Here is a 21411-nt window from a genome sequence, read left to right as displayed (position 1 = left end):
GTAAAATCATGAAACGTATCCTGATTATCGCAGTACTATTTTTATCATTCAATTCCTTTGCACAAGTAGCACCAGATGCATGTAATACTCCGTTAAACCTAAATCCACAAACCACTTGTGGGGCTACAACTGGTCAAACTCTTCAAAACTCTACAGCTACAGGAAGCCCGACTAACACAGCGGGTACAACCAAAGATGTATGGTACACTTTTACCACACCTAGTGGCATCACTAGCGTAACGTTAACCCTATCAAGTCCTGGCAACAGCATCGATAATAATTCATACATCGAAGCATTTTCAGGAGGCTCATGTGGCTCTGGCACATTCAGCGGAACTTCTCTTGGAACTTCGTCAGTAACAACAGCGTCAGGAACAAGCCTCAGTTTAACTGGACTTACAGCTTCTACACTTTATCATTTCAGAGTATTTACCACTGCTGGTAATACCACTACAGGAGGTGCGGGTAACTGGCAGTTTAGCATCTGCGTTTCCTATGACCCACCTTTAACAAACGATCTATGTTCTACCGCCACCAATATTACTGCGGTAACAAGCTGTGGGGCCACTGCTAGTCAAACCTTATTAAACGCAACAGCAACCGGTAGCCCTACAAATTCAGCTGGCACTACTAAGGATGTATGGTATACTTTTACAACTCCTGCCAACATCCGCAATGTACAAATTGCCGCTTCGGGTTTTGGTAGCAACCTTACATCCTCCAACACATACATTGAAGCATTCACTGCTTCAAATTGTGCTGCAGGTGCATTCACAGGAACATCTATCGCTACAACAGCAAGTGGAACTTCCACGCTGTCATTAACAAATCTTGCACCATCAACTCAATATTATTTCAGAGTATTTACAACGGCTACTGCAACAGGCGGAACTACTGCGAACTGGGGTTTCAGCATTTGTGTGTCATATACAGCAGTACCATCACATGATGATTGTGCAGGCGCATTGACAATAACACCCGGTAGTACCAACTCATCGGGCAACTTAACAAATGCTACTGCAAGCGGAACAACTGTTGGTTGTGCAACCGGCACCCCTGATGACGATGTTTGGTATAAATTCACAACTACTTCCACGCAAACAAATGCTACCATAACTGTAACAGCAGGATCAACCTTAAGTGCGAATGGTGCAATGATACAAGTCTATTCGGGCACATGCGGCAGTTTAAGCAGCATTGCGTGTGGACAAAACGAAGTAACCATCAGCAGTGGGTTATCAGTATCAACACAATATTTTGTAAGAGTATATTCATCTTCTGCCTATTCAACCACCCCTGCTTCAGGATCTGTTGCAAACAACATCAGTATTTATGTATCTGCGCCTCTAGCTACAACAAATATTACCGCCGGTAAAATGAATGAAGTTTACAGGCAAACAATTTTATCTGCAGCAAGTGTGCTTGCCGATCCTTGGGAAATAACTTACGGTCCGGATAATTATTTATGGGTTACAGAAGCAAAAGGTTATAAATTAAACAGAATTCATCCTACAACAGGTGTAAAACAAGTAGTGTTGGATATTTCACAAAACAGTACTTTCTTTTCGTCACCAACAGACCAGGCGTTTAATTGCCAGTTTGCAAACGGTGCCGGCGCACAAGGTGGCTTCGCTGGTATGGCGTTGCATCCAAAGTTTTTAGATGCAAGTTCACCACAGAACTACGTATACATTTCTTATGTACACAGCAATCCATCAACTGCAGTTTTCGTAAACCGAATTGTTCGTTTCTTTTATAATACCTCAACCAACAAATTAGAATCACCGGTTTCAATATGCGATACTATTCCCGGAAGCGGAGATCACAATTCCCAACGAATGATCATTACACCGATGACACAGGGCGGAAGTGATTACTATTTATTTTATGCAGCGGGTGATATGGGTGCAGGCCAACAGTATCCCGAACTGAATATTGTAAGACCAATGAAAGCACAAGTGTTGAATGCTTACGAAGGAAAGATATTACGTTTTGCATTGTCCGATACCTGTTCAGGTACAGGCAATCAAAAATGGATACCCGATAGCAACCCATATAACGATGTTGCACCAATCGTTGGTAAAAGTGCAGTATGGAGTATTGGTATGCGTAACAATCAAGGGTTTGCCTATAATCCAGATTTAAATATTCTTTACGGCTCATCACATGGACCATTCAGTGATGATGAAATCAATATCATCGAAGGATTTAAAAACTACGGACACCCATTAGTAATAGGTTATGCTGCTGATGGAAATTATAATGGCACAACAACAAAAGGATTAAGTACAAGCACGACTGTGGGTGTTCCTTTTGGTTGGACCGGAGGGGCATACACAGTTGACGGACAAGCTGCTGCTGCTTCAAGTGCCCCGCCCATTGGTAACGAAGTAACCAACATGAATACTATTAATGCCAGTGCAACATTATATGGTGCCTATAAGGACCCCATTTTTTCTGCCTATCCAGGAACTGGTACAGGAACTGTTTCATCTATTTGGAGCAATCCTACAACACCCAACAATGCAGGATGGCATTCAGAAGGATGGTCTGGCTTAGGTCTTTATACAAGTACGTTTATTCCAGGTTGGAAAAATACTTTGCTTGCTGCGGGTTTAAAATGGGGACGCCTGATCCGTCTAAAATTAAATGATGCAGGAACGGCAGTTGTAAAAACCATTCCAACATTGTCATCCCCTCAATCAGACACTGTTACTTATTTTCAAAGCGGTAATCGTTACAGAGACATGGCATTTTCTCCTGATGGAAAAAATATTTACCTGGCAATGGATCGAAGCCCGGCAGGTTCAGCTGCAACTGTTGGTAACCCGCCTGATGTTGTTGCAGACTGTCTTGGTTGTATTGTTCGCTATGAATTTTTAGGCTACAGTCCATCTGGTACAGCCCCTTTCCCAAGTACTATCTCAACCTACATTCCTATCGATTCAAGCACGAGTGCAGGATGTGTTACCGCTACAGCTGTAACCATCAATGCTGCAAACGGAAATAATGATTTATGGGTGCCCATTACAGGACCGAACGGAAATATCATTGCAGAAATTGATGCTAATAGTAATAATCTTGGCGATATCACTACATCATTTTTTACTCGCACAGGAAATCCCGTAAGAACAGGATTTGGTAATAAATATTTAAACAGGAATGTTACCATTAGCGTACAAAACAATCCGCCAGCTACACCGGTTTCTGTACGACTTTATATTACAGCACAGGAACTGGCAGACATGATTGCAACATCAGGAAGTAATGTTGCCAGTATAACCGATCTATCTGTTTACAAAAACAATGATGCGTGCGGAACTACTATGGCGTCAACGGCATTGGGTCAAACTGTTACCGGTAAATATGTTCAATCCATTTACGGTCATGCCATACAGTTTGATGTGAGTTCGTTCTCCAGTTTTTACTTCATGTCATCTTCTGCCACATTACCATTTGATCTTTTCAGCTTTAGCGGAAAAGCGGTTGCTGATAATTCAAAACTTGAATGGGTAGTGAATAACGAGGTTGATGTTCTTTCTTATACAGTTGAACGCAGTCTTGATAATATCAATTTTGAAAAAATTGGAACGGTTGATGCTAAGAATATTCCTGCTACAAATCTTACATACAATTATATTGATTTTAACGCAGGAAAGCTGGCGAACAAAGTATACTACCGTGTTCACTCAAATGAAGTAAATGGGGCCAATAAATACACCAACATTATTGATGTAAGCTTTGGCACATTACAAAATATATATGTAAATGTGTTCCCTAATCCTGTGGTTGAGAAAACAACTGTAACCATCGATGCAATTGCTGATGAAACAGCGCAAATGAATGTGATCGATAACACAGGTCGCACCATTCAAAGCATTTCTGTAAACCTTGTAAAAGGCAAAAACAGTTTCCAGCTTGATCTGAGCAATTACAAAGCCGGTGTTTATTACCTCGATATTAATGGCAAATCGATCAATGAAAAAGTGAAGCTTGTAAAACAATAAACAACTGTTAAAACAAAATCCCTGCCCAACCATAGCAGGGATTTTGTCGTTTTTAATCTGAAAACCTATTGTATGCAAAACACATTTATCCCCGCTTCTTTTTTGGCCACAGCGTTAGCTACAGAAAGAAATGTTTTGAAAACCGACAACGAAGTTTTTATCATTCGTGAAGAAGATGCAACAGTTGCATCTAGGCTTTACAAGTTGTTTTTTTATGGAAAGCGTAGTATTATAAATTCTGCATTGCAGGATGAGAATATTCCAGATACAGATTACTACAGCAGTTACGAATAAAAAAAGGAGAAGCTAAGCTTCTCCTTTTTTTATTTATGGTTCAGTTATTTATATTTTACCCACCATGTTTGCAGGTATCACCCATTCATCAAACTGCTCAGGAGTAACATAACCAAGTTTCACCGCCATCTCTTTTAATGTTGTTCCTTGCTTATGTGCTTTCTGTGCAATTTCTGCTGCTTTGTAATAACCAATCTTTGTATTTAGTGAAGTAACCAGCATCAAAGAATTTTCTACGTGCTTCTTAATATTTGCTTCAATTGGCTCAATTCCTACTGCACATTTATCATTGAAGCTTACGCAACCATCGCCAATTAGTCTTGCGCTATGCAGGAAGTTGTAGATCATCACCGGTTTAAATACATTCAATTCAAAATGGCCCATTGCACCACCAACGTTAATCGCTACATCGTTACCCATCACCTGTGCGGCAATCATGGTTAAAGCTTCACATTGTGTCGGGTTTACTTTACCTGGCATAATAGAAGAACCTGGTTCATTATCCGGAATAAAAATTTCACCAATACCACTTCTAGGTCCGCTGCTCAACATGCGAATGTCGTTTGCGATCTTCATTAAACTTACCGCCACCGTTTTCAATGCGCCATGGGCTTCAACAATAGCATCATGAGCTGCCAATGCTTCAAATTTATTATCGGCAGTTTTGAAAGGTAGCTTTGTAAGTTTTGCAATATGTTTCGCCACATTCACATCATAGTTAGGAGGTGTGTTGATGCCGGTACCAACAGCTGTACCACCCAATGCCAGCTCACTTAAATGAGCCAATGTATTTTTGATGGCCTTCAATCCATGATCTAATTGCGAAACATAACCGCTGAACTCCTGTCCTACTGTAAGCGGTGTTGCATCCATAAAATGGGTACGACCAATTTTCACCACTTTCTTATAAGCCTTTGCTTTTTTGTCAAGTGTATTGCGGAGTTTTTCAATACCGGGAATAGTTGTTTCAATTAATATTTTGTAGGCTGCAACATGCATAGCAGTTGGGAAGGTATCATTACTGCTCTGGCTTTTGTTTACATCATCATTTGGGTGCAGGTATTTTTCTTTGTCATCCAATTTGCCACCGTTCAACACATGACCACGATAAGCAATCACCTCGTTTACATTCATATTACTTTGTGTTCCGCTACCTGTTTGCCACACCACAAGTGGGAAAAAATCATCCAGTTTTCCTTCCAGAATTTCTTTACACACTTTACCAATTAAAACAGCTTTCTTTTTTGGTAACACACCAGCTTCATTGTTGGTAATGGCTGCGGCATGTTTTAAATAGGCAAATGCACGAATAATTTCTTTAGGCATGCGATTAATATCCTGTGCGATCTTGAAATTATCGATGCTGCGTTGGGTTTGCGCACCATAGTAAGCGTTAACGGGAACCTTTACCTCTCCCATCGTATCTTTTTCAATTCTGAAGCTCATAGTAAAAATGATTTTTGTAAGTTCGGAAAGTGCCGCAAAGGTAGGTGTTAACAGAGTTGGTTTTCCTAATTTGAGCCCGCAATTCGCATGAGAAAGATCATTTTTTTACGCAGTCGTTTGCATCAAAAGGAAAGATTCAGTAATGAGTGAGCCGGAAGCGTATTTCATGAATGTAAAGCTGATTGAAAAATGATCTACAATTTATCCATGTAAGTAATAAGAGCAATAACATCTTCACGGGAAGAGACATTGACATCCCTACTTTGAAAATATTTCTTTAATTGTTCTTCCTTTTCCGGATAAAAGGAGAAAATGTTCTTTTTTGTAACGGGAATGAACTGATTGAATTTGTTACCAATAAAAAGTGCCTTTCGGTTTGTAACTGTTGTAACTACATTGGGAATTAAGTTGATTTTAGTATTGTTTGGAACGACAAAAGAGGCATAAGAATCAGATCCCCCTTCCATTGTTGTTCCGTAAGCGCCAATCTTTCTTTTGCTTAACGTTACAAAAAAACTCGAAACCCCCAATTTAACATTGCCAATCGCTGTATCTAATTTCACATAACGAACGTCAGCATAATAAAATTGATCCCTGCCAATAACAACAGAACTTATTTCAGATGGGTTAAGAATAGTAAGTGTATCTCCCTTTGCTGCAATAAAAAGCATTTCTTCATACACAAAATTATAATTCAGCTTGGCGGAAGAGCGTTTACCATCTCGAAAGTAAACGTACCCCTGTTGGAAATTCTCATATTCAACCGATTCTCTAGGTGGAATAATATCCAGAATGCTTTCACCAGGTTGAATAGTATATTTCTTTGAAACTTGTGTGAAAACGGGGATAGTAAGGGCTACAAACAAAAATAAAAAAACACAACGCTTCATAAAAATGAATATTGAATGATCGTACTTATTTAAAGATATTCAATTTCCTAAAACTTCGCTTTCCGCTTTTCCAAAAAGGCATTCACGCCTTCTTTCATTTCTTCTGTTCCAAAACATTCACCAAAAAGTTTTATTTCAGCATCAAATCCATTTGTGTCATTGTCGTAAAAAGCGTTCACTGCCTGAATTATTTTACCAATAGCATTTGGTCCTTTTGTCATAATTAAACTAAGCAGCTCTTTTGATTTAGGTAATAATTCCTCTGCCGTTGTAACATAATTTACCAGCCCCAGCTGCTTAGCTTCGTTTGCATCAATCATTGCCGCTGTCATCATCAACTCCATTGCTTTGCCCTTGCCAATGAGCTGCACCAAACGTTGCGTTCCACCATAACCTGGAATCAATCCAAGGTTCACTTCCGGCTGACCAAACTTTGCATTTTCACTTGCCAATCGAAAATGGCAACTCATTGCGAGTTCGCAACCGCCGCCCAATGCAAAACCATTTACGGCAGCAATAATTGGCTTGGGCGATTGTTCAATCCTGTTAAAAACTTTCTCTTGGGAGGTTCGGGCCAATGCCTCGCCGCCGTTTGCATCAAGTGAGAAAAATTCAGAAATATCTGCCCCTGCCACAAATGCTTTAGGGCCTGCACCTGTAATGATCGCTGTTTTTATTTCTTTGTTCGAATACACTTCATCAAGAACAGCTGCTAATTCTTCTATGACAGTTTTATTGAGTGCATTTAATTTATCAGGACGATTCACAGTGATAACAAGAATTCCATCTTCTAAAGAAGTGAGTAAACTATTGTAACTCATAAAAGCAGGTTTATAAATTGTAAGATCAGAAATTACGGTGTTTCGACACCCAGTCCTTTATATAAGTTGCAATGTCTTGTGTATTGGTGCCGGGCAGAAATAATTTACCAACACCAAGTTTGGTCAACGCATCAACATCTTCATCAGGAATAATACCACCCCCGGTAAGCAGCACATCGTTCATTTCTTTTTCTTTCATCAAATTTAACAGGCGAGGGAAAACGGTCATGTGTGCGCCACTTAAAATACTTACACCAATAGCATCAACATCTTCCTGCAAGGCAGCATTCACCACCATTTCAGGAGTTTGACGAAGACCAGTATAAATCACTTCCATTCCCGCATCACGAAGTGCCGTAGCTATTACCTTAGCCCCACGGTCGTGGCCATCCAATCCAACTTTTGCAACAAGTACTCTAACGGGTCTGTTCATACAGCAAGGTTATGTTGCGAAAATAGGCATTTCAGCTAACGATTGTAAACAAGGAAATTGATCACAATTTTTTTCGACTAAATTCCTGTTTCATTTGTTTCAACCCATCGGCAGCCAAGGTTGAACCCACTGAATCAACATTTTCAAAAAAGATCACTCGATCTCCTAACTGTCGTGAATGTTTGTAGGTAACAGAATCAATCAAAGTTACTTTTTCAAAATGCTGAAACACTTCATCATCCTTATCGGGCATTCGGCGGCCAACAAATAGCAAATGTTTAAAACCAAAATCGTTCGGTATCCAATGCAGGAATGATCCATTGTCGCTGATCACTTTCGATTTGAATTGTGAATCTTTGCCATAATATTTTAGTGCTCCTGCTAATCCATAATGCCGGCAATAAACAACGGTACTATCCTTTTCCTTTTGTGGTAATGATTGATAAAATCTTTCTGCCTTCAAAGTAATTTCTTTCCAGCCGAGGTAATCGGCAAAATCTTGCGGTAACGAATGATTCTGTTGATCTTCCCATTTCAACATACCTGTTGCTTCCATGTTACGCTCTTTATAATAAGCAGCTAGCTTATCAGGTTCCCACAACGGCATGGCCATTGGCAAAGTAAAACCTGCGAGAAAAAGTATAACAGTAACTGTTGCCCACCGCAACCATTTTATTTTTACCGAAGTCCATTGTTGCAATGCCACTGAACCAGCTGCAAACAACATGGGATACAAACCCATTGAATAATAATTCTTCCCGCTGCTTGCAATCAACAAAACAATTACAATAAGATAAGTCCACGCAAGCATGCGATAAGGTTTTCCTTTTGCAGTAAACAGCCAGATCAACCCCATCACCCATATAAAAAATGCGGTGAAATACATCATTACTTGTCCCATTAAAAAATCAACCGGACTCAGAAACTTTAATTGTGTTTCTCTAAGCTCTTCCATGTGATGTAATAGTGGCCAGTTATGATTGTATTGCCACAATAAATTTGGCATTGTAATCACTAATGCAAGCAACCCAGCACCATATAAATGTTTATTAATTAGTAGTGAGCGGTATTGTGTCAATAACAACGCAACAACGAACCCAATGATGAAGAAGGAAACTGAATTTTTGCTCAACCAGGCACAACCAAAAGTAAAACCAATACAGTACAAAAATTTTGTTTGCTTGGAGTTGATGTATCTAAGAATAAAATAAGCGCTCAACGTCCACCAGAATACTTCAAGAAAATTTGCCTGGAATAAAAAGTGTAACCGCAAATAAGCGGTGAATAGAATACACAAGCCTGCCACAAAGACGGCAAATAATTTACCCCCCATTTCAAGTACCATGGCACAGGTAACAACAAGTGTAAACGCACCAAAAAGAGAAGGCCAGAATTTCACCCAAAAAAAACTACCGCCAATTAAATGTGTGAGATACGAAAGCCACGATAGCATTGGAGGCACTTCCATATAACCCCATGCTAAATGATGACCTTGTTCTAAATACAAAAACTCATCCCTGTGTAATTCGTAAACCGGATGTTGGAGAAAAAAAGGAAGCGCAAATTTAATGAGTGCCAGTAATAAAATAAGTGGCCATGCAGATTTGGTAAGGTTCATACAGTTAAGATAATGGCTCAACGCCATATTTCAACACAGGAGCTTATTTTTTACCTGCATGAATACCACCTCAGCATTTATCAAAGCTGAGCCAGTGCATTATTTATGCGCTTTACCGTTTCTTCTTTACCAATTAATTCAGCAATCTGGAAAACCGCCGGACCAAACTTACCTCCCACCAACATAATCCGCATCGGCAACTGCAATTCTCCTGGTTTTATATTTTTTGCAACGGCTAATTCTTTAAACGCATTTTCAATTGCACCCACCTCCCAGTTACCAATTCCATTCAGCTGATTAATGTACTCTGTAAAGAATTGCTTCTTGTCGTCGTTCCACTTTGGTTTTACTGCATCAAGCTCAAGCACATCAGGTGTCTTGAAAAAGAAACCAGCCTGCAGAACAAAATCTGTTAACAGGGTACAGCGATCCTTTACCAATTCAATTACTTTTTCAAGGATGAGATCGTCGCCTGTATTTATTCCTGTCGCTGAAAAAACTTCTTTCACTTTCAACTTTAAGCTTTCAACGTTCAACCTTTTTATCCACTCATGATTGAACCATTTTGCTTTTTCAAAATCGAATTTTGCGCCGGCACTATGTACACGCTTAATATCAAAACTTGCAATCAGTTCATCCATGCTATACAGTTCCTGCTCGGTTCCATCGTTCCAGCCAAGCACTGCTAACAAATTGATGAATGCTTCAGGTAAAAATCCTTTTTCAAAAAAGCCTTCTGTTAATTCATTTGTTTTTGGATCGGTCCAGTTCATTGCAAAAACTGGAAAACCGTATTTGGCTCCATCACGTTTGCTCAACTTTCCATTAGGACCAAGGATCAATGGAAGATGCGCCCATTGTGGCATCGATGCTTCCCATCCTAAATATTTCCAAAGTAATAAATGCACTGGTGCACTGGGTAACCACTCTTCGCCACGAAAGGCATGCGTGATCTTCATTAAGTAATCATCCACTACTACTGCCAAATGATAAGTGGGCATGCCATCAGCTTTCAACAAAACTTTATCATCAACCAAGCCGGTCTGGAAGTTTACTTCACCACGAATCATATCTGTAAAACTCACCACATCATTCTCTGGCATTTTAATTCGGATAACATGCGGTGTATTCTTCTCTAGCAATTCTTTCACTTCATCATCGGTAAGATTTAAACTATTCCGCATTTTCCTGCGTACACGATGATCGTATTGTGGCGAAGGATTTTCTTCTGTTTTATTTTCTTCACGCATTTGCTCCAATTCCTGTTTGGTATCAAAAGCATAATATGCATGACCATGTGTAACTAATGTCTCCGCATATTTACGATACATTTCTTTGCGTTCGCTTTGGCGGTAAGGACCATAAGGACCACCATGCACAGGACTTTCATCGGGCTCAAGCCCACACCATTTTAAACAATTAAAAATGTACTCTTCAGCACCGGGCACAAAACGGGTTTGATCTGTATCTTCAATACGCAGCACAAACTCACCTCCGTGATGTTTGGCAAATAAATAATTATACAACACGGTGCGTACACCGCCCAAATGCAAACCTCCCGTTGGACTGGGAGCAAAACGAACTCTTACACTCATGCTGCAAATATAAACCCTAAACGGCAACAGCCTGTATTTAGCTATCTTCACTGCATCAATGAATAAAGTTTTTCTTTCGTTCTGTTTGTTTGCAATTTGTTTTAGTGCAAGCGCCCAGTCTCCATTTACATATCCTTCAATTGTGGTGGAGTATGACAGTGCTATCTTATTTCGCCATCTGAAACTAATTCCAATAAAAAGAATTGAACCGGCAAACGACAGCATTTATAATACGCCTGTGTCTATTAATCTAAAAACGGGAATGGCTCAAGGTTCGGTAAAGCTGAAAGAACGAGGAAACTATATGGTTGATAATATCAATGTGCTTGTTATTGAAAACAATAGTGGTAAAGATCTCGTGATAAAAAGTGGTGAAATAGTAATGGGTGGCCGGCAAGACCGTGTTTTTGCAAGAGACACTATTCTTGCTGCAGGTAAGCAACATCTTGTTCCCGTTTATTGTATCGAAGAAAACCGTTGGAGTGAAAAAGAAAAAAAGTTTATCTATCGTGGCACTACCGGTAGTGGTTTGCAGGCAATCATTGATACAGCACAAAACCAAACAAAGGTGTGGGATGAAATACGTCGCTTACTAAAACAAAACAATCAAACCCACTCTTCATCGTATGCATCTCTGCTGAGCAATAAAAAAGTAGCTGATACTTCACAGCAATACATCCGTTATTTTTTGCAGACTTTAAGAAGTAAAGACAGTAGTATTGTAGGCATAATTGCTTCAACAGGTCACAAAATATTAGGAGCTGATGTTTTTATCAGCACTTCTCTTTTCTATCAAACACTTCCTGGCTTATTGGAAAAATATTGTACTGAAGCTGTACTTACGGGTACAACTGCCAAGGTTGACAATAGTCATGAAGTTTCTTATGCCCATGAAATGTTTTCTCCGCAAACACAAGCAGCTTTTCTCTCGAAAAAAGGAAAGCGCTTTTTTTATAAAAACGTACTCATCCAGTTAACCGGATTCTCACATCTGTACTAACTTCAATTATGTTTTATATAGCAACAACACCCTGGTGGCTACGTATATTATTTCCTGCGAAACTTACCTGGAGTTTTCCTACAAAAGAAAAAATTTTATACTTAACGTTTGATGATGGGCCAACTCCTGGGGTAACTGAATTTGTATTAAATGAATTAAAAAAATACAATGCAAAGGCAACTTTCTTTTGCATTGGAGAAAATGTACAGAAGCATCCTGATTTGTATCAGCGTTTGTTTGCAGAAGGACATCGCATCGGAAATCATACACACAATCATTTAAATGGATTTCATACAAAAGATGAATTGTGGTTGAATAATGTAAAAGAAGCAGCTAAGTGGATCGATTCAGATTTGTTTCGTCCGCCGTACGGTAAACTCAAAAGTTTTCCTGCAAAAGTGTTGAAGGAATCGAACCCACCTTTTAAAATAATTATGTGGACTGTGTTAAGTGCGGACTTCGATACGAACATTAGTCCTCAAAAATGTTTTGATAATGTAAGGAAGAATACGAGGCCCGGAAGCATCATCGTATTTCACGATAGTGAAAAGGCGTTTCCTAATCTGAAATTTGCGTTACCTGAAGTGTTGAGATTGTTTTCGGGTGAGGGTTACCGTTTCGAGATAATACGCTAAAACTGAGCTGAAAAAAGGAGGGCCGGGGTGGAAACCCTGGCCCGTTTTTAATCCGTACCCTATGAAAACTTTTGCTAAGGTACAATTTCTTTTATCAGATGCAAGTGTTTTTTCTTAGGGCAGCGTAATGATTCTTACGTTACCATTTATGGTTAGTTCCGCCTTGTTATCGCAACCGCCAGCACCAAAGTTGAGCACCCCGCCGGTGTTATTAAATTTGATCCGCATAACACCTTTCGATATCCAACGGCAACTGAATTTTTTGATCAAAGGTTCGATTATTTCATGTCCCCATGTTTTGCCACGACTGTTCTCACCAAGGCCGCCGCCAGTGACTGAGAAGATATCATCCAAAGGCCAGAGTGGAGTTCCGTTTCCTTCAATTTGAGCCACTGTACGCACACTGCTCCATGTTACCCACCGACCGCTATCCCATGTGAGTTTACCTTCAATAACTTTTGTAGTAAACACTCTGTTATTGCTGGTGCTGTTATTCGTTACTTCATGCCTTCCCTGCACTTTTACGCTGTCGATCTTGTGATTTTCAAATGTGGTAGTGGCTTTGCTGCCTGGAATACCCATTGGCCCTGTAAATACTGTAATGATCTTTCCCTTGCGAACTTTACCATCACGGCCAAGGCAACCATCGCCGAAATTAATTGTTACGGTTTTAGGGAAAACGCCAGGTGTAACAGGTAAAACGGTGATTGAAAAGCAACGAACACTATCTACACGACCGGTTATATTGCCCGCATCCATGCGGCCGAAAATACCTACACCAGCTGTAATACCCAGCGATTCGCCATTTGCTTCCGCACCAATACCCATGGTATTATTGAATACATCATCGTAAGCTGTTTCGGCTTCGTTGTTGCTTTCAGTACTTTCAACAGTGTTTAATTCTTCTTCTTTTGATTGACTGGCCTCTTTTTTACAGGCTGTAAATGTGAGAGCACTGAAAAGCAGGAATGCTAATGTGCCTCTTGATAAGATTGAACTTGTTTTCATGATATACGCTTTTGGTGGTTTATTTAACAATTGAACAGTACAAAGACTTACTTGCGCCTACTTGGTTTAAAGGACCGTTAAAATAATTGATGGTTGAGAGTCAAAACGTAAAATAACCCTATTCAGTACCTGCTATAAGAGCTTATTTTTGCGGTTTATGGAGATCATTGATACACATACACACCTCTATTTAGAAGAGTTTCAGGCTGATATTGAAGACGTTATCACTCGTGCCAAAGCCGAAGGGGTTAACCGTTTCTATTTGCCTAATGTTGACAGCAGTTCTATTGCCGACCTGCTGAAACTGGAAGAAACGCATCCTGAATGCATTGCTATGATGGGTCTCCACCCATGTTACGTAAAAGAAAACGTGGCCGATGAGCTGAAGCTTGTGGAAGGATGGTTGCGGAAACGTCCCTTTGCCGCTGTGGGCGAAATAGGGTTAGATTATTATTGGGATAAAACATTTGTGGCCGAACAGAAAGTTGCGTTTCGGAAACAGATTAACTGGGCATTGGATTTGAACCTGCCAATCGTGATTCACAGCAGGGATTCAATGCAGGATTGCATTGATATTGTTCGGGAGCATCAGAATGGAAACCTTCGTGGCATTTTTCACTGTTTTGGAGGGTCGGTTGATGAAGCAAAACAAATTATGGACTTCGGTTTTTTAATGGGTATTGGCGGCGTTGTCACTTACAAAAAATCTGGGTTGGCGGAAGTTCTTTCTTCGATTCCTTTAGAATATCTGGTGCTTGAAACAGATGCGCCTTATTTAAGTCCCACGCCTTTTAGAGGTAAACGTAATGAACCTTCTTACCTGAAATATATCGTTGCTAAAATGGCTGAAGCAATGAATGTTTCCGCAGAGAAAATTGCTGAGCAAACAACATTGAATGCTCAAAAATTATTCGGCAGCTCAAAGTGATAACTGTATTTTTGCTGCCCCAAAAAGAAAGCGATTTCATATTCTTTTGAAGGAATAATTAATAGAGAGGTGTCCGAGTGGTTGAAGGAGCACGCCTGGAAAGTGTGTATGCGGGAAACTGCATCGAGGGTTCGAATCCCTTCCTCTCTGCAAACAAAAAAGCTCAGCAGTAATTGCTGAGCTTTTTTGTTATAGTCACTTTTCTACTTGTCAGTTTATCAGAATTAAATAATACCCAGCTTCTCTACCGCAGCTTGTGCAGCTATCTGGCTGGCGTCTTTCTTATTGAATGCTTTTCCTTCAGCAATTACTTCGCCATCAACTACAGCACCAATGGTAAACAACCTGCGGCCATTTTCTAAACGTTCATCCAGTGTTTCAAAATCCAGTGCTTTGCCATTTTTGTTGGCCCAGCCGTAAAGTTTGTTCTTATGATTGATCTCAAGTGCTTCAAGATCTTCCATAAACAAATACGGAACAATCACATTCTTTACGATCCAACGTTGCGTTTTTTTATAACCAAGATCGAGGTAGATAGCGCCAAGCAAAGCTTCGAGTGTATTACCAAATATCTGGGAAATCTTAAGTGAGTTATCTCCTTTATTGTAGAAGGTTACTTTCTTTAAACCCATGCGCACTGCAATATCATTGAGTGTAGCACGGTTCACCATTTTGCTACGCATCTCCGTTAAAAAACCTTCGCCTTTGTAAGGATATTTTTTGAAGAGATAGTCAGCAACAACTGCACTTAACACAGCATCACCTAAAAATTCCAGGCGTTCATTGTTCTGATCGCTGCCTTCTTTAATTGAACGATGGCTGAGTGCGGTTTTGTAAAGTTTAAGGTCGCCGGGGCTGTACCCAAGTATATTACGAAGGTTTACCTCAAACTTATTCTTAGCGGGTAATATTTGCCGGACGAAGTTCCGCACCATACAGATTTAATTACATCATTCAGCCAAACAAAATTGCATTTGGCAGATGTATGTTCTAACAAATCTAAAGTAAATCAGGAATATTTCTTTACAATCACTGATGCATTATGTCCACCAAAGCCAAACGTATTACTCAAAGCAGCACGCACTGTGCGTTTCTGTGCCTTGTTAAAAGTAAAGTTGAGTTTGGGATCAAGTTCAGGATCATCTGTAAAGTGGTTAATGGTAGGTGGTACAGTATCGTGCACCACACTCATTACACAAGCAATAGCTTCTAAAGCACCTGCCGCACCTAAACAGTGGCCGGTCATCGACTTGGTTGAACTGATGTTGAGGTTATATGCATGATCACCAAATACACTCATGATGGCTTTGGTTTCAGCAATATCACCCAGTGGAGTTGACGTACCGTGTACGTTGATGTAGTCGATATCAGACGCCTGCATACCTGCATCTCTCAATGCCGCACTCATTACATTTTTTGCACCAAGGCCTTCCGGATGTGGAGCTGTAATATGATGTGCATCAGCAGTAGCACCACCGCCTGCAATTTCGCAGTAAATTTTTGCGCCACGCTTTAAAGCATGTTCAAGACTTTCAAGCACGAGCATACCGGCGCCTTCACCCATCACAAAACCATCTCGATCCTTATCAAAAGGACGGCTGGCTGTTTTAGGATCATCGTTACGTTCGCTCAATGCCTTCATGGCATTAAATCCACCAACACCTGCTGCACTTACAACAGCTTCACTACCGCCGGTTAAAACAATATCTGCTTTACCCAAGCGAATGTTATCGTAAGCATCAATGATGGCGTTGGTTGAAGAAGCACAAGCTGATACAACGGCGAAGTTTGGACCACGGAAACCATGACGCATCGAAATTTGTCCGGCTGCAATGTCCAAAATCATTTTAGGAATAAAGAAGGGGTTGAAACGGGGAGTGCCATCGCCATTTGCAAAATTGACTACCTCTTCCTGGAAAGTAATGAGGCCGCCAATACCGCTGGCAAAGATGACACCTACACGATCAACATCAACATTGTCTTTATTGATGCCCGCATCCTGCACAGCCTGGTCGCTTACAACTAATGCAAATTGTGTAAAGCGGTCGATCTTCCGGGCTTCTTTTTTATCAAGATAAGTGGTGGGATCAAAATCTTTCACCTCGCAGGCAAAACGTGTTTTGAACTTCGAACAATCAAATTGCTTGATGAAATCAGCACCGGATACACCATTGGTTAAACCATCCCAATATTCATCGAGAGTTTTGCCCAATGGTGTAAGGGCACCAATTCCGGTAACTACTACTCGTTTTAAATCCATAAGTAAGTTGCCTGGGAAAGATTAGTTATACCGCTTGAGCGATACTGAATTACTTAGCGTGTTCTTCTAAATAAGTTACTGCCTGGCCAACAGTTGTGATGGTTTCAGCTTGTTCATCGGGGATAGAAATGTTGAACTCTTTTTCGAATTCCATGATCAGTTCAACTGTGTCTAACGAATCAGCTCCCAGATCATTGGTAAAAGAAGCTTCAGGATTTACTTCTGACTCTTCAACACCTAACTTGTCAACGATGATTTTTTTTACTCTTGCTGCGATGTCTGACATTGTCGTAATATTTGGTTACAGGTTGCAAAAATAGAGTTTTTAAGCAATTAGCAAGCGTTCCTGCAAAATTGTCTGAAGCGCTTCATTTTCAGGATATTTATGCCTGTTTTTACTACGTCATTAAAAACCTGCTTTACTAAGCTTTTATGAAGCTTGCTTACCGTTAAGTTACAACTGTTTGTTTTTACATAAAAAAATGTAACTTGTTCATCCTGCATAAACTTACATATGGCTCTGAAACAAATTGACTTTGGAACAGCTGAACACAGGCAAATGATCAACCTGCGGTACGAAATATTGCGTAAACCGCTTGGCTTGAATTTTACGCCTGAAGAATTGGAGAAAGAAAAAAACGACATTCTTATTGCTGCTTTTGAAGAAGAAAAAATGCTGGGCTGTTGTTTCCTTACACATATCGATAACAGTACTGTCCGGCTCCGGCAAATGGCCGTTGAAAACAACCTGCAGGGGAAAGGCATTGGCGCTTCGCTTATGAACTTTGCTGAAAACATTGCCCGTGACCGTGGTTATAAACTTATGATGATGCACTCACGCAAAGTAACCTGTCACTTTTTTGAAAAACAGGGTTATAAAATAGATGGAGATGAGTTTATACAATTAACGATTCCCCACTTTAAAATGATCAAGAAGCTGAGGTAATTACTTTAACTGAAGCCTTTCCATAACTGTTTGTTTATATAATCGACCGATCGGAATCTCTTTTTCCGCCAATTGAACCGACATGCCATTATAGCCATCGATTTTATTTAGCGACACCATATAGGAACGATGCACCCGCATAAACTTATGCTCCGATAAAAGATTTTCCATAGAAGAAATAGGTTGCTTCACCAGGAAATGTTTACCACCTGCCAGGAAAACTTTTACATAATCCTTCCAGCTTTCAATATATTCTATCTCTTTCACAAATATCTTTTTCATATCCTTATCCACTTTCAGATACACAAAGCCATCGGAATTATTTCCTTCATTTGATGCAGGTATTGATGGTTCATTTCCCATCAACCTGTTGAGTTTTGTAATGGCTTTAAAAAAACGTTCGAACGAAACCGGTTTTACAAGATAATCTACTGCATCAAGTTCAAAGCCGTCAACCGCATACTCTCGGTAAGCTGTAACAAAAATTACTTTTGGTGGATGTGAAAGATTTTTCAAAAACTCAGTACCAATGATGCGTGGCATTTTTATGTCGAGAAAAATTACATCGACTGCTTTTTGCTTTAATATATCAAGTGCTTCAATGGCATTGCGACACTGACCTACTATTTCAAGTCCGTTAATAGAACTGATATAAGACGACAATACCTTTAATGCAGGTGGCTCATCATCTATAAGCAGGCAGCGAAGCTTCATGTGCTGTTGGTTGTGAAATGTAAGTAGGTGCTATTTTCGGGCTGGTGGCAAGAAGTTCATCAACAAGTACAAGCATCATCGATACAACAAAGAAACTTCCTTCATCACTAATTTTTAACTCATGCTTTCCGGGATAAAGAAAAGCGAGTCGCTTGCGCACATTGTCTATTCCTATTCCATTGCTGCTTTGCGCTACATACTCATTTTTGCTGTTGGCAATTTTGCAACGAAGCGTTCCTTTTTGTACCGATATATCAACGCCAAGCCATGGTTTTTCTATTTGTTCCGACACACCATGCTTAAACGCATTCTCTAAAAACGGTAGTAATAAAAGCGGAGTGATTAATTTATCCTTTATTTCTCCTTCTACACTCCACGATATTTCAATTTTTTCACCATAACGTTCCCTTTCCAGATCAATATAATTTTTCATGATCCCGATTTCCTTTTCTAACCGTACTTCATCTGCTTTGCAATCGTATAACATGTAACTCAGCAAAGACGATAACTTTAAAATGAGCTCGGGTGTTTTGGGAGAATTTTCAAGGGAAAAAGAATAAATATTATTCAGGGTGTTGAATAAAAAATGCGGGTGTACCTGCGCTTTCAGCAATTGAAGCTCGGCAGTTACTTTTTCCTGTTGAGCACGCATCCATTCTCTTTGCTTGATTGTCCATAACTTAAAAAATTTAATAACCATTGGACTTGCTGCGGAGGTGGTCATACATAAATAACAAAAAGCTAATGGACCTCTTGGTAAAATATTATCAAGCCCCATTGCTTCCTGGGCCGGAATCAAAACATAACTTCTATAACCTGCATCGATGTAAAGACCAGTGAACGCCCACAGCAATACTACCACGCAAAACTGCCATACCCTTCCTTTTAACAGCAGATGCGGAATAGCACCATATACTAATGGGTAACCGAATAAAATAAACGCCGGTACCCACATAATCATGTTAATAAGATTGCGGCCATAAGAAAGGGGCACACCCATCATCATCCAAAATGCGGCCCATATTGCAACATGCAATGTCCAATAAAGTAAGTGCCGCAAAATTTTGTAGCGAGGTGAAAAAATAAAGTCGTTATATAAAAACGTATTCATTGTATTACACAAGTTAAACAATTGCTTTGGTTACTTATAACCAGCAGCCACGAAATAGACCAACAGCTGGTATTTACGACAAACAACATTTTTTGTTGCCGAATGCCGTTAGCCCCAACGCATTTGCTATCTGTCCCGAAAAAAAAACATTCAGCGATTCAATAGATTTTGCAGAATCATTGCACGCTAACTTGTCTTCCGTTAAATCACAACAACTGCGTCCACAATGGGCAATAACATTCATCAATAACACTATAATCATTTTCAAAACACTTCATTATGAAAAAGAACATTTCATTTGCATTGGCTTTTATATCGCTGATGCTTCTTCAATTTGGCTGCCAGAAAGAAGTTTCGGTTGCAACAAAGGAAACAACATCTTCACTTGCTGCCCGAAATAGAGACGAGGGGCATCTTAAACAAACCAAAACATTTTCATCGGATGTTGCCATACAATGGATGAACATGCAGGTAACTCAAATGAGAAACTATCCAGGAGTTATTGGGAATGTTGCCTATTCCCGTCACTATGCATACAGTGGAATTGCATTATATGAAGCAGTTGTACCAGGCATGCCCGCATACCAATCTATCGCTTCACAATTAAATGGCTTAAGTGGATTGCCTAAAACAAAACCGGGTGCCGCTTATCATTGGGCAGCAAGTGCAAATGCTGCATTAGCATACATTAACAAAAAACTTTTTCCGGCTGCAAATGCAGGCAACAAAACGGCAATGGATAACCTGGAAGCCGTGTTGCTTGCGCAATACAGTAACGAAGCCGATGCAGCGACCATAGAACGTTCTGTTGAATTCGGCAAGGCTGTTGCGAAAACAGTTTTCGATTGGTCTGAATCTGATGGCTATCAAAACGTCAACAATCCTTTCGTTTCACCTGCAGGTAAAAGCGGAGGTATTTATTGGACAGCACCCAACCCAATGCCGGTGCATAGTCTTCCATATATTGTTAATCTTCGTCGTATGGTGCCTGGCAGTGGCGATGGCGCTGCACTTCCACCTCCACCCTACGATGATTTGACCAATATGACGGTTGAAGTAATTAACGCAAAGCCCGCTCCCGGGACAAATGGATATCACATGGCTTTTTGGTGGAGAGATTTTCCGGGCACAAGTACACCGGGCCATTATGTAAATATTTTGAAACAGGTTTTGCAAAAGGAGCAATCCACTCTTGATATTGCTGCACTTGCTTATGCACTTGGTGGCATTATTGATGTTGATATTACGATTAGTACATGGCAGGATAAATACAAATACCTGTTGGCCCGTCCTTTTAATTATGACGATATAATTGGTCAGCCGTTTTCCGCATTGTTAGGAGCCCCTCATCCTGAATATCCTGCCGGTCATGCTACATTATCATCTGCTAATGCAGAAGCAATGACGGTAATATTCGGCGAGGACTATTCTTTTACTGACAGTACATTTTATGGAATGGCTTTACCAAATGGAACAACGCTTGAACCACGGCATTATAGTTCTTTCCGTGAAGCAGGTGAAGAAGCTGGTTGGTCAAGAATGTACGGTGGTATACATTATCGTGTTTCAATTGAAAGAGGTTTCTGGCAGGGAAGAAAAGTTGCACATAATATTATTTCCTCGGTGAAATTTCTGAAAGAATAACCGGCTGTTGCTGAAAAACACAATCATCAAATTAGCCAGCATCCACAAAACAAAGGGAGTC

The 21411-nt window shown here is 40.1% G+C and carries 19 protein-coding genes and 1 tRNA gene; 8 read left to right on the top strand and 12 right to left on the bottom strand.

The window, feature by feature from the left end:
* Positions 1 to 8 precede the first annotated feature (8 nt).
* Entirely contained in the window at positions 9 to 4007 is a 3999-nt protein-coding gene (locus tag ACO1QW_RS17170) for a PQQ-dependent sugar dehydrogenase (RefSeq protein ID WP_486260613.1), read from the top strand.
* A 72-nt stretch (positions 4008 to 4079) separates the two neighbouring features.
* Entirely contained in the window at positions 4080 to 4301 is a 222-nt protein-coding gene (locus tag ACO1QW_RS17165) for a hypothetical protein (protein WP_486260612.1), read from the top strand.
* A 48-nt stretch (positions 4302 to 4349) separates the two neighbouring features.
* Here the strand turns inward: ACO1QW_RS17165 and fumC are convergent, their stop codons facing one another.
* The 6 genes from fumC to gltX all read right to left on the bottom strand — a co-directional run bounded on the left by fumC (position 4350) and on the right by gltX (position 11104).
* Positions 4350 to 5747, bottom strand: coding sequence for a class II fumarate hydratase (gene fumC / locus ACO1QW_RS17160; RefSeq protein ID WP_486260611.1), 1398 nt, complete (start codon positions 5745 to 5747; stop codon positions 4350 to 4352).
* Between the two features lie 194 nt (positions 5748 to 5941).
* Positions 5942 to 6637 carry a hypothetical protein gene (locus ACO1QW_RS17155; protein WP_486260610.1) on the bottom strand — a complete coding sequence of 232 codons (696 nt, stop codon included), beginning with the start codon at positions 6635 to 6637 and terminating at the stop codon, positions 5942 to 5944.
* A gap of 47 nt (positions 6638 to 6684) precedes the next feature.
* Positions 6685 to 7458: an enoyl-CoA hydratase/isomerase family protein gene (locus ACO1QW_RS17150; RefSeq protein ID WP_486260609.1), complete on the bottom strand. Its 774-nt coding sequence runs from the start codon at positions 7456 to 7458 to the stop codon at positions 6685 to 6687.
* Positions 7459 to 7483: 25 nt separating this feature from the next.
* Positions 7484 to 7891 carry a cobalamin B12-binding domain-containing protein gene (locus tag ACO1QW_RS17145; RefSeq protein ID WP_486260608.1) on the bottom strand — a complete coding sequence of 136 codons (408 nt, stop codon included), beginning with the start codon at positions 7889 to 7891 and terminating at the stop codon, positions 7484 to 7486.
* 61 nt (positions 7892 to 7952) lie between these two features.
* Entirely contained in the window at positions 7953 to 9509 is a 1557-nt protein-coding gene (locus ACO1QW_RS17140; RefSeq protein WP_486260607.1) for an ArnT family glycosyltransferase, read from the bottom strand.
* An 80-nt stretch (positions 9510 to 9589) separates the two neighbouring features.
* A complete protein-coding gene (gltX, locus tag ACO1QW_RS17135) occupies positions 9590 to 11104 on the bottom strand; it encodes a glutamate--tRNA ligase (RefSeq protein ID WP_486260606.1) in 1515 nt (504 codons plus the stop codon).
* A gap of 58 nt (positions 11105 to 11162) precedes the next feature.
* On the opposite strand from gltX, the gene ACO1QW_RS17130 reads away from it, so the two are divergent.
* On the top strand, positions 11163 to 12104 hold the full coding sequence (locus ACO1QW_RS17130) for an ARPP-1 family domain-containing protein (protein ID WP_486260605.1): 942 nt from the start codon (positions 11163 to 11165) through the stop codon (positions 12102 to 12104).
* 8 nt (positions 12105 to 12112) lie between these two features.
* The gene (locus ACO1QW_RS17125; protein WP_486260604.1) at positions 12113 to 12739 is read left to right on the top strand and encodes a polysaccharide deacetylase family protein; all 627 of its coding nucleotides are present in this window, start codon (positions 12113 to 12115) and stop codon (positions 12737 to 12739) included.
* Positions 12740 to 12853: 114 nt separating this feature from the next.
* Here ACO1QW_RS17125 and ACO1QW_RS17120 read toward each other — a convergent pair whose 3' ends face one another.
* Entirely contained in the window at positions 12854 to 13747 is an 894-nt protein-coding gene (locus tag ACO1QW_RS17120) for a hypothetical protein (RefSeq protein WP_486260603.1), read from the bottom strand.
* A 157-nt stretch (positions 13748 to 13904) separates the two neighbouring features.
* Here ACO1QW_RS17120 and ACO1QW_RS17115 point away from each other — a divergent pair, with 157 nt between their 5' ends.
* Both ACO1QW_RS17115 and ACO1QW_RS17110 read left to right on the top strand, forming a co-directional pair.
* Positions 13905 to 14675 (top strand): TatD family hydrolase, encoded by a 771-nt coding sequence (locus ACO1QW_RS17115; RefSeq protein WP_486260602.1) that lies wholly within the window; start codon positions 13905 to 13907, stop codon positions 14673 to 14675.
* A gap of 63 nt (positions 14676 to 14738) precedes the next feature.
* A tRNA-Ser gene (locus ACO1QW_RS17110) sits at positions 14739 to 14825 on the top strand.
* A gap of 74 nt (positions 14826 to 14899) precedes the next feature.
* On the opposite strand, the gene rnc is transcribed toward ACO1QW_RS17110, so the two are convergent.
* The 3 genes from rnc to ACO1QW_RS17095 all read right to left on the bottom strand — a co-directional run bounded on the left by rnc (position 14900) and on the right by ACO1QW_RS17095 (position 17221).
* The gene (gene rnc, locus ACO1QW_RS17105; protein WP_486260601.1) at positions 14900 to 15610 is read right to left on the bottom strand and encodes a ribonuclease III; all 711 of its coding nucleotides are present in this window, start codon (positions 15608 to 15610) and stop codon (positions 14900 to 14902) included.
* Positions 15611 to 15684: 74 nt separating this feature from the next.
* Positions 15685 to 16935, bottom strand: a complete 1251-nt coding sequence (gene fabF, locus ACO1QW_RS17100; protein ID WP_486260600.1) for a beta-ketoacyl-ACP synthase II — start codon at positions 16933 to 16935, stop codon at positions 15685 to 15687.
* A 49-nt stretch (positions 16936 to 16984) separates the two neighbouring features.
* On the bottom strand, positions 16985 to 17221 hold the full coding sequence (locus ACO1QW_RS17095; RefSeq protein ID WP_129131635.1) for an acyl carrier protein: 237 nt from the start codon (positions 17219 to 17221) through the stop codon (positions 16985 to 16987).
* 228 nt (positions 17222 to 17449) lie between these two features.
* Here ACO1QW_RS17095 and ACO1QW_RS17090 point away from each other — a divergent pair, with 228 nt between their 5' ends.
* The gene (locus ACO1QW_RS17090; protein WP_486260599.1) at positions 17450 to 17881 is read left to right on the top strand and encodes a GNAT family N-acetyltransferase; all 432 of its coding nucleotides are present in this window, start codon (positions 17450 to 17452) and stop codon (positions 17879 to 17881) included.
* On the opposite strand, the gene ACO1QW_RS17085 is transcribed toward ACO1QW_RS17090, so the two are convergent.
* A complete protein-coding gene (locus ACO1QW_RS17085; RefSeq protein ID WP_486260598.1) occupies positions 17882 to 18595 on the bottom strand; it encodes a LytR/AlgR family response regulator transcription factor in 714 nt (237 codons plus the stop codon).
* Positions 18567 to 19706 (bottom strand): sensor histidine kinase, encoded by a 1140-nt coding sequence (locus ACO1QW_RS17080; RefSeq protein WP_486260597.1) that lies wholly within the window; start codon positions 19704 to 19706, stop codon positions 18567 to 18569. The genes ACO1QW_RS17085 and ACO1QW_RS17080 overlap by 29 nt, the downstream gene beginning before the upstream one ends.
* A 279-nt stretch (positions 19707 to 19985) precedes the next feature.
* Between ACO1QW_RS17080 and ACO1QW_RS17075 the strand changes: the two genes are divergently transcribed.
* Positions 19986 to 21350 carry a vanadium-dependent haloperoxidase gene (locus tag ACO1QW_RS17075; RefSeq protein WP_486260596.1) on the top strand — a complete coding sequence of 455 codons (1365 nt, stop codon included), beginning with the start codon at positions 19986 to 19988 and terminating at the stop codon, positions 21348 to 21350.
* Positions 21351 to 21411 lie beyond the last annotated feature (61 nt).

The organism is Lacibacter sp. (assembly GCF_057361365.1).
The sequence above is the reverse complement of the archived record's forward strand: the minus strand, read 5'-3'. Positions and strand labels throughout refer to the sequence as shown.

Coding starts and splice junctions, on each gene's coding strand:
- ACO1QW_RS17085 (WP_486260598.1), bottom strand. CDS start 18,595: ATGAAGCTTCGCTGCCTGCTTATAGATGATGAGCCACCTGCATTAAAG.
- ACO1QW_RS17170 (WP_486260613.1), top strand. CDS start 9: ATGAAACGTATCCTGATTATCGCAGTACTATTTTTATCATTCAATTCC.
- fumC (WP_486260611.1), bottom strand. CDS start 5,747: ATGAGCTTCAGAATTGAAAAAGATACGATGGGAGAGGTAAAGGTTCCC.
- fabF (WP_486260600.1), bottom strand. CDS start 16,935: ATGGATTTAAAACGAGTAGTAGTTACCGGAATTGGTGCCCTTACACCA.
- ACO1QW_RS17075 (WP_486260596.1), top strand. CDS start 19,986: ATGAAAAAGAACATTTCATTTGCATTGGCTTTTATATCGCTGATGCTT.
- ACO1QW_RS17130 (WP_486260605.1), top strand. CDS start 11,163: ATGAATAAAGTTTTTCTTTCGTTCTGTTTGTTTGCAATTTGTTTTAGT.
- ACO1QW_RS17145 (WP_486260608.1), bottom strand. CDS start 7,891: ATGAACAGACCCGTTAGAGTACTTGTTGCAAAAGTTGGATTGGATGGC.
- ACO1QW_RS17095 (WP_129131635.1), bottom strand. CDS start 17,221: ATGTCAGACATCGCAGCAAGAGTAAAAAAAATCATCGTTGACAAGTTA.
- ACO1QW_RS17120 (WP_486260603.1), bottom strand. CDS start 13,747: ATGAAAACAAGTTCAATCTTATCAAGAGGCACATTAGCATTCCTGCTT.
- ACO1QW_RS17155 (WP_486260610.1), bottom strand. CDS start 6,637: ATGAAGCGTTGTGTTTTTTTATTTTTGTTTGTAGCCCTTACTATCCCC.
- ACO1QW_RS17150 (WP_486260609.1), bottom strand. CDS start 7,458: ATGAGTTACAATAGTTTACTCACTTCTTTAGAAGATGGAATTCTTGTT.
- ACO1QW_RS17125 (WP_486260604.1), top strand. CDS start 12,113: ATGTTTTATATAGCAACAACACCCTGGTGGCTACGTATATTATTTCCT.
- ACO1QW_RS17115 (WP_486260602.1), top strand. CDS start 13,905: ATGGAGATCATTGATACACATACACACCTCTATTTAGAAGAGTTTCAG.
- gltX (WP_486260606.1), bottom strand. CDS start 11,104: ATGAGTGTAAGAGTTCGTTTTGCTCCCAGTCCAACGGGAGGTTTGCAT.
- ACO1QW_RS17080 (WP_486260597.1), bottom strand. CDS start 19,706: ATGAATACGTTTTTATATAACGACTTTATTTTTTCACCTCGCTACAAA.
- ACO1QW_RS17090 (WP_486260599.1), top strand. CDS start 17,450: ATGGCTCTGAAACAAATTGACTTTGGAACAGCTGAACACAGGCAAATG.
- rnc (WP_486260601.1), bottom strand. CDS start 15,610: ATGGTGCGGAACTTCGTCCGGCAAATATTACCCGCTAAGAATAAGTTT.
- ACO1QW_RS17140 (WP_486260607.1), bottom strand. CDS start 9,509: ATGAACCTTACCAAATCTGCATGGCCACTTATTTTATTACTGGCACTC.
- ACO1QW_RS17165 (WP_486260612.1), top strand. CDS start 4,080: ATGCAAAACACATTTATCCCCGCTTCTTTTTTGGCCACAGCGTTAGCT.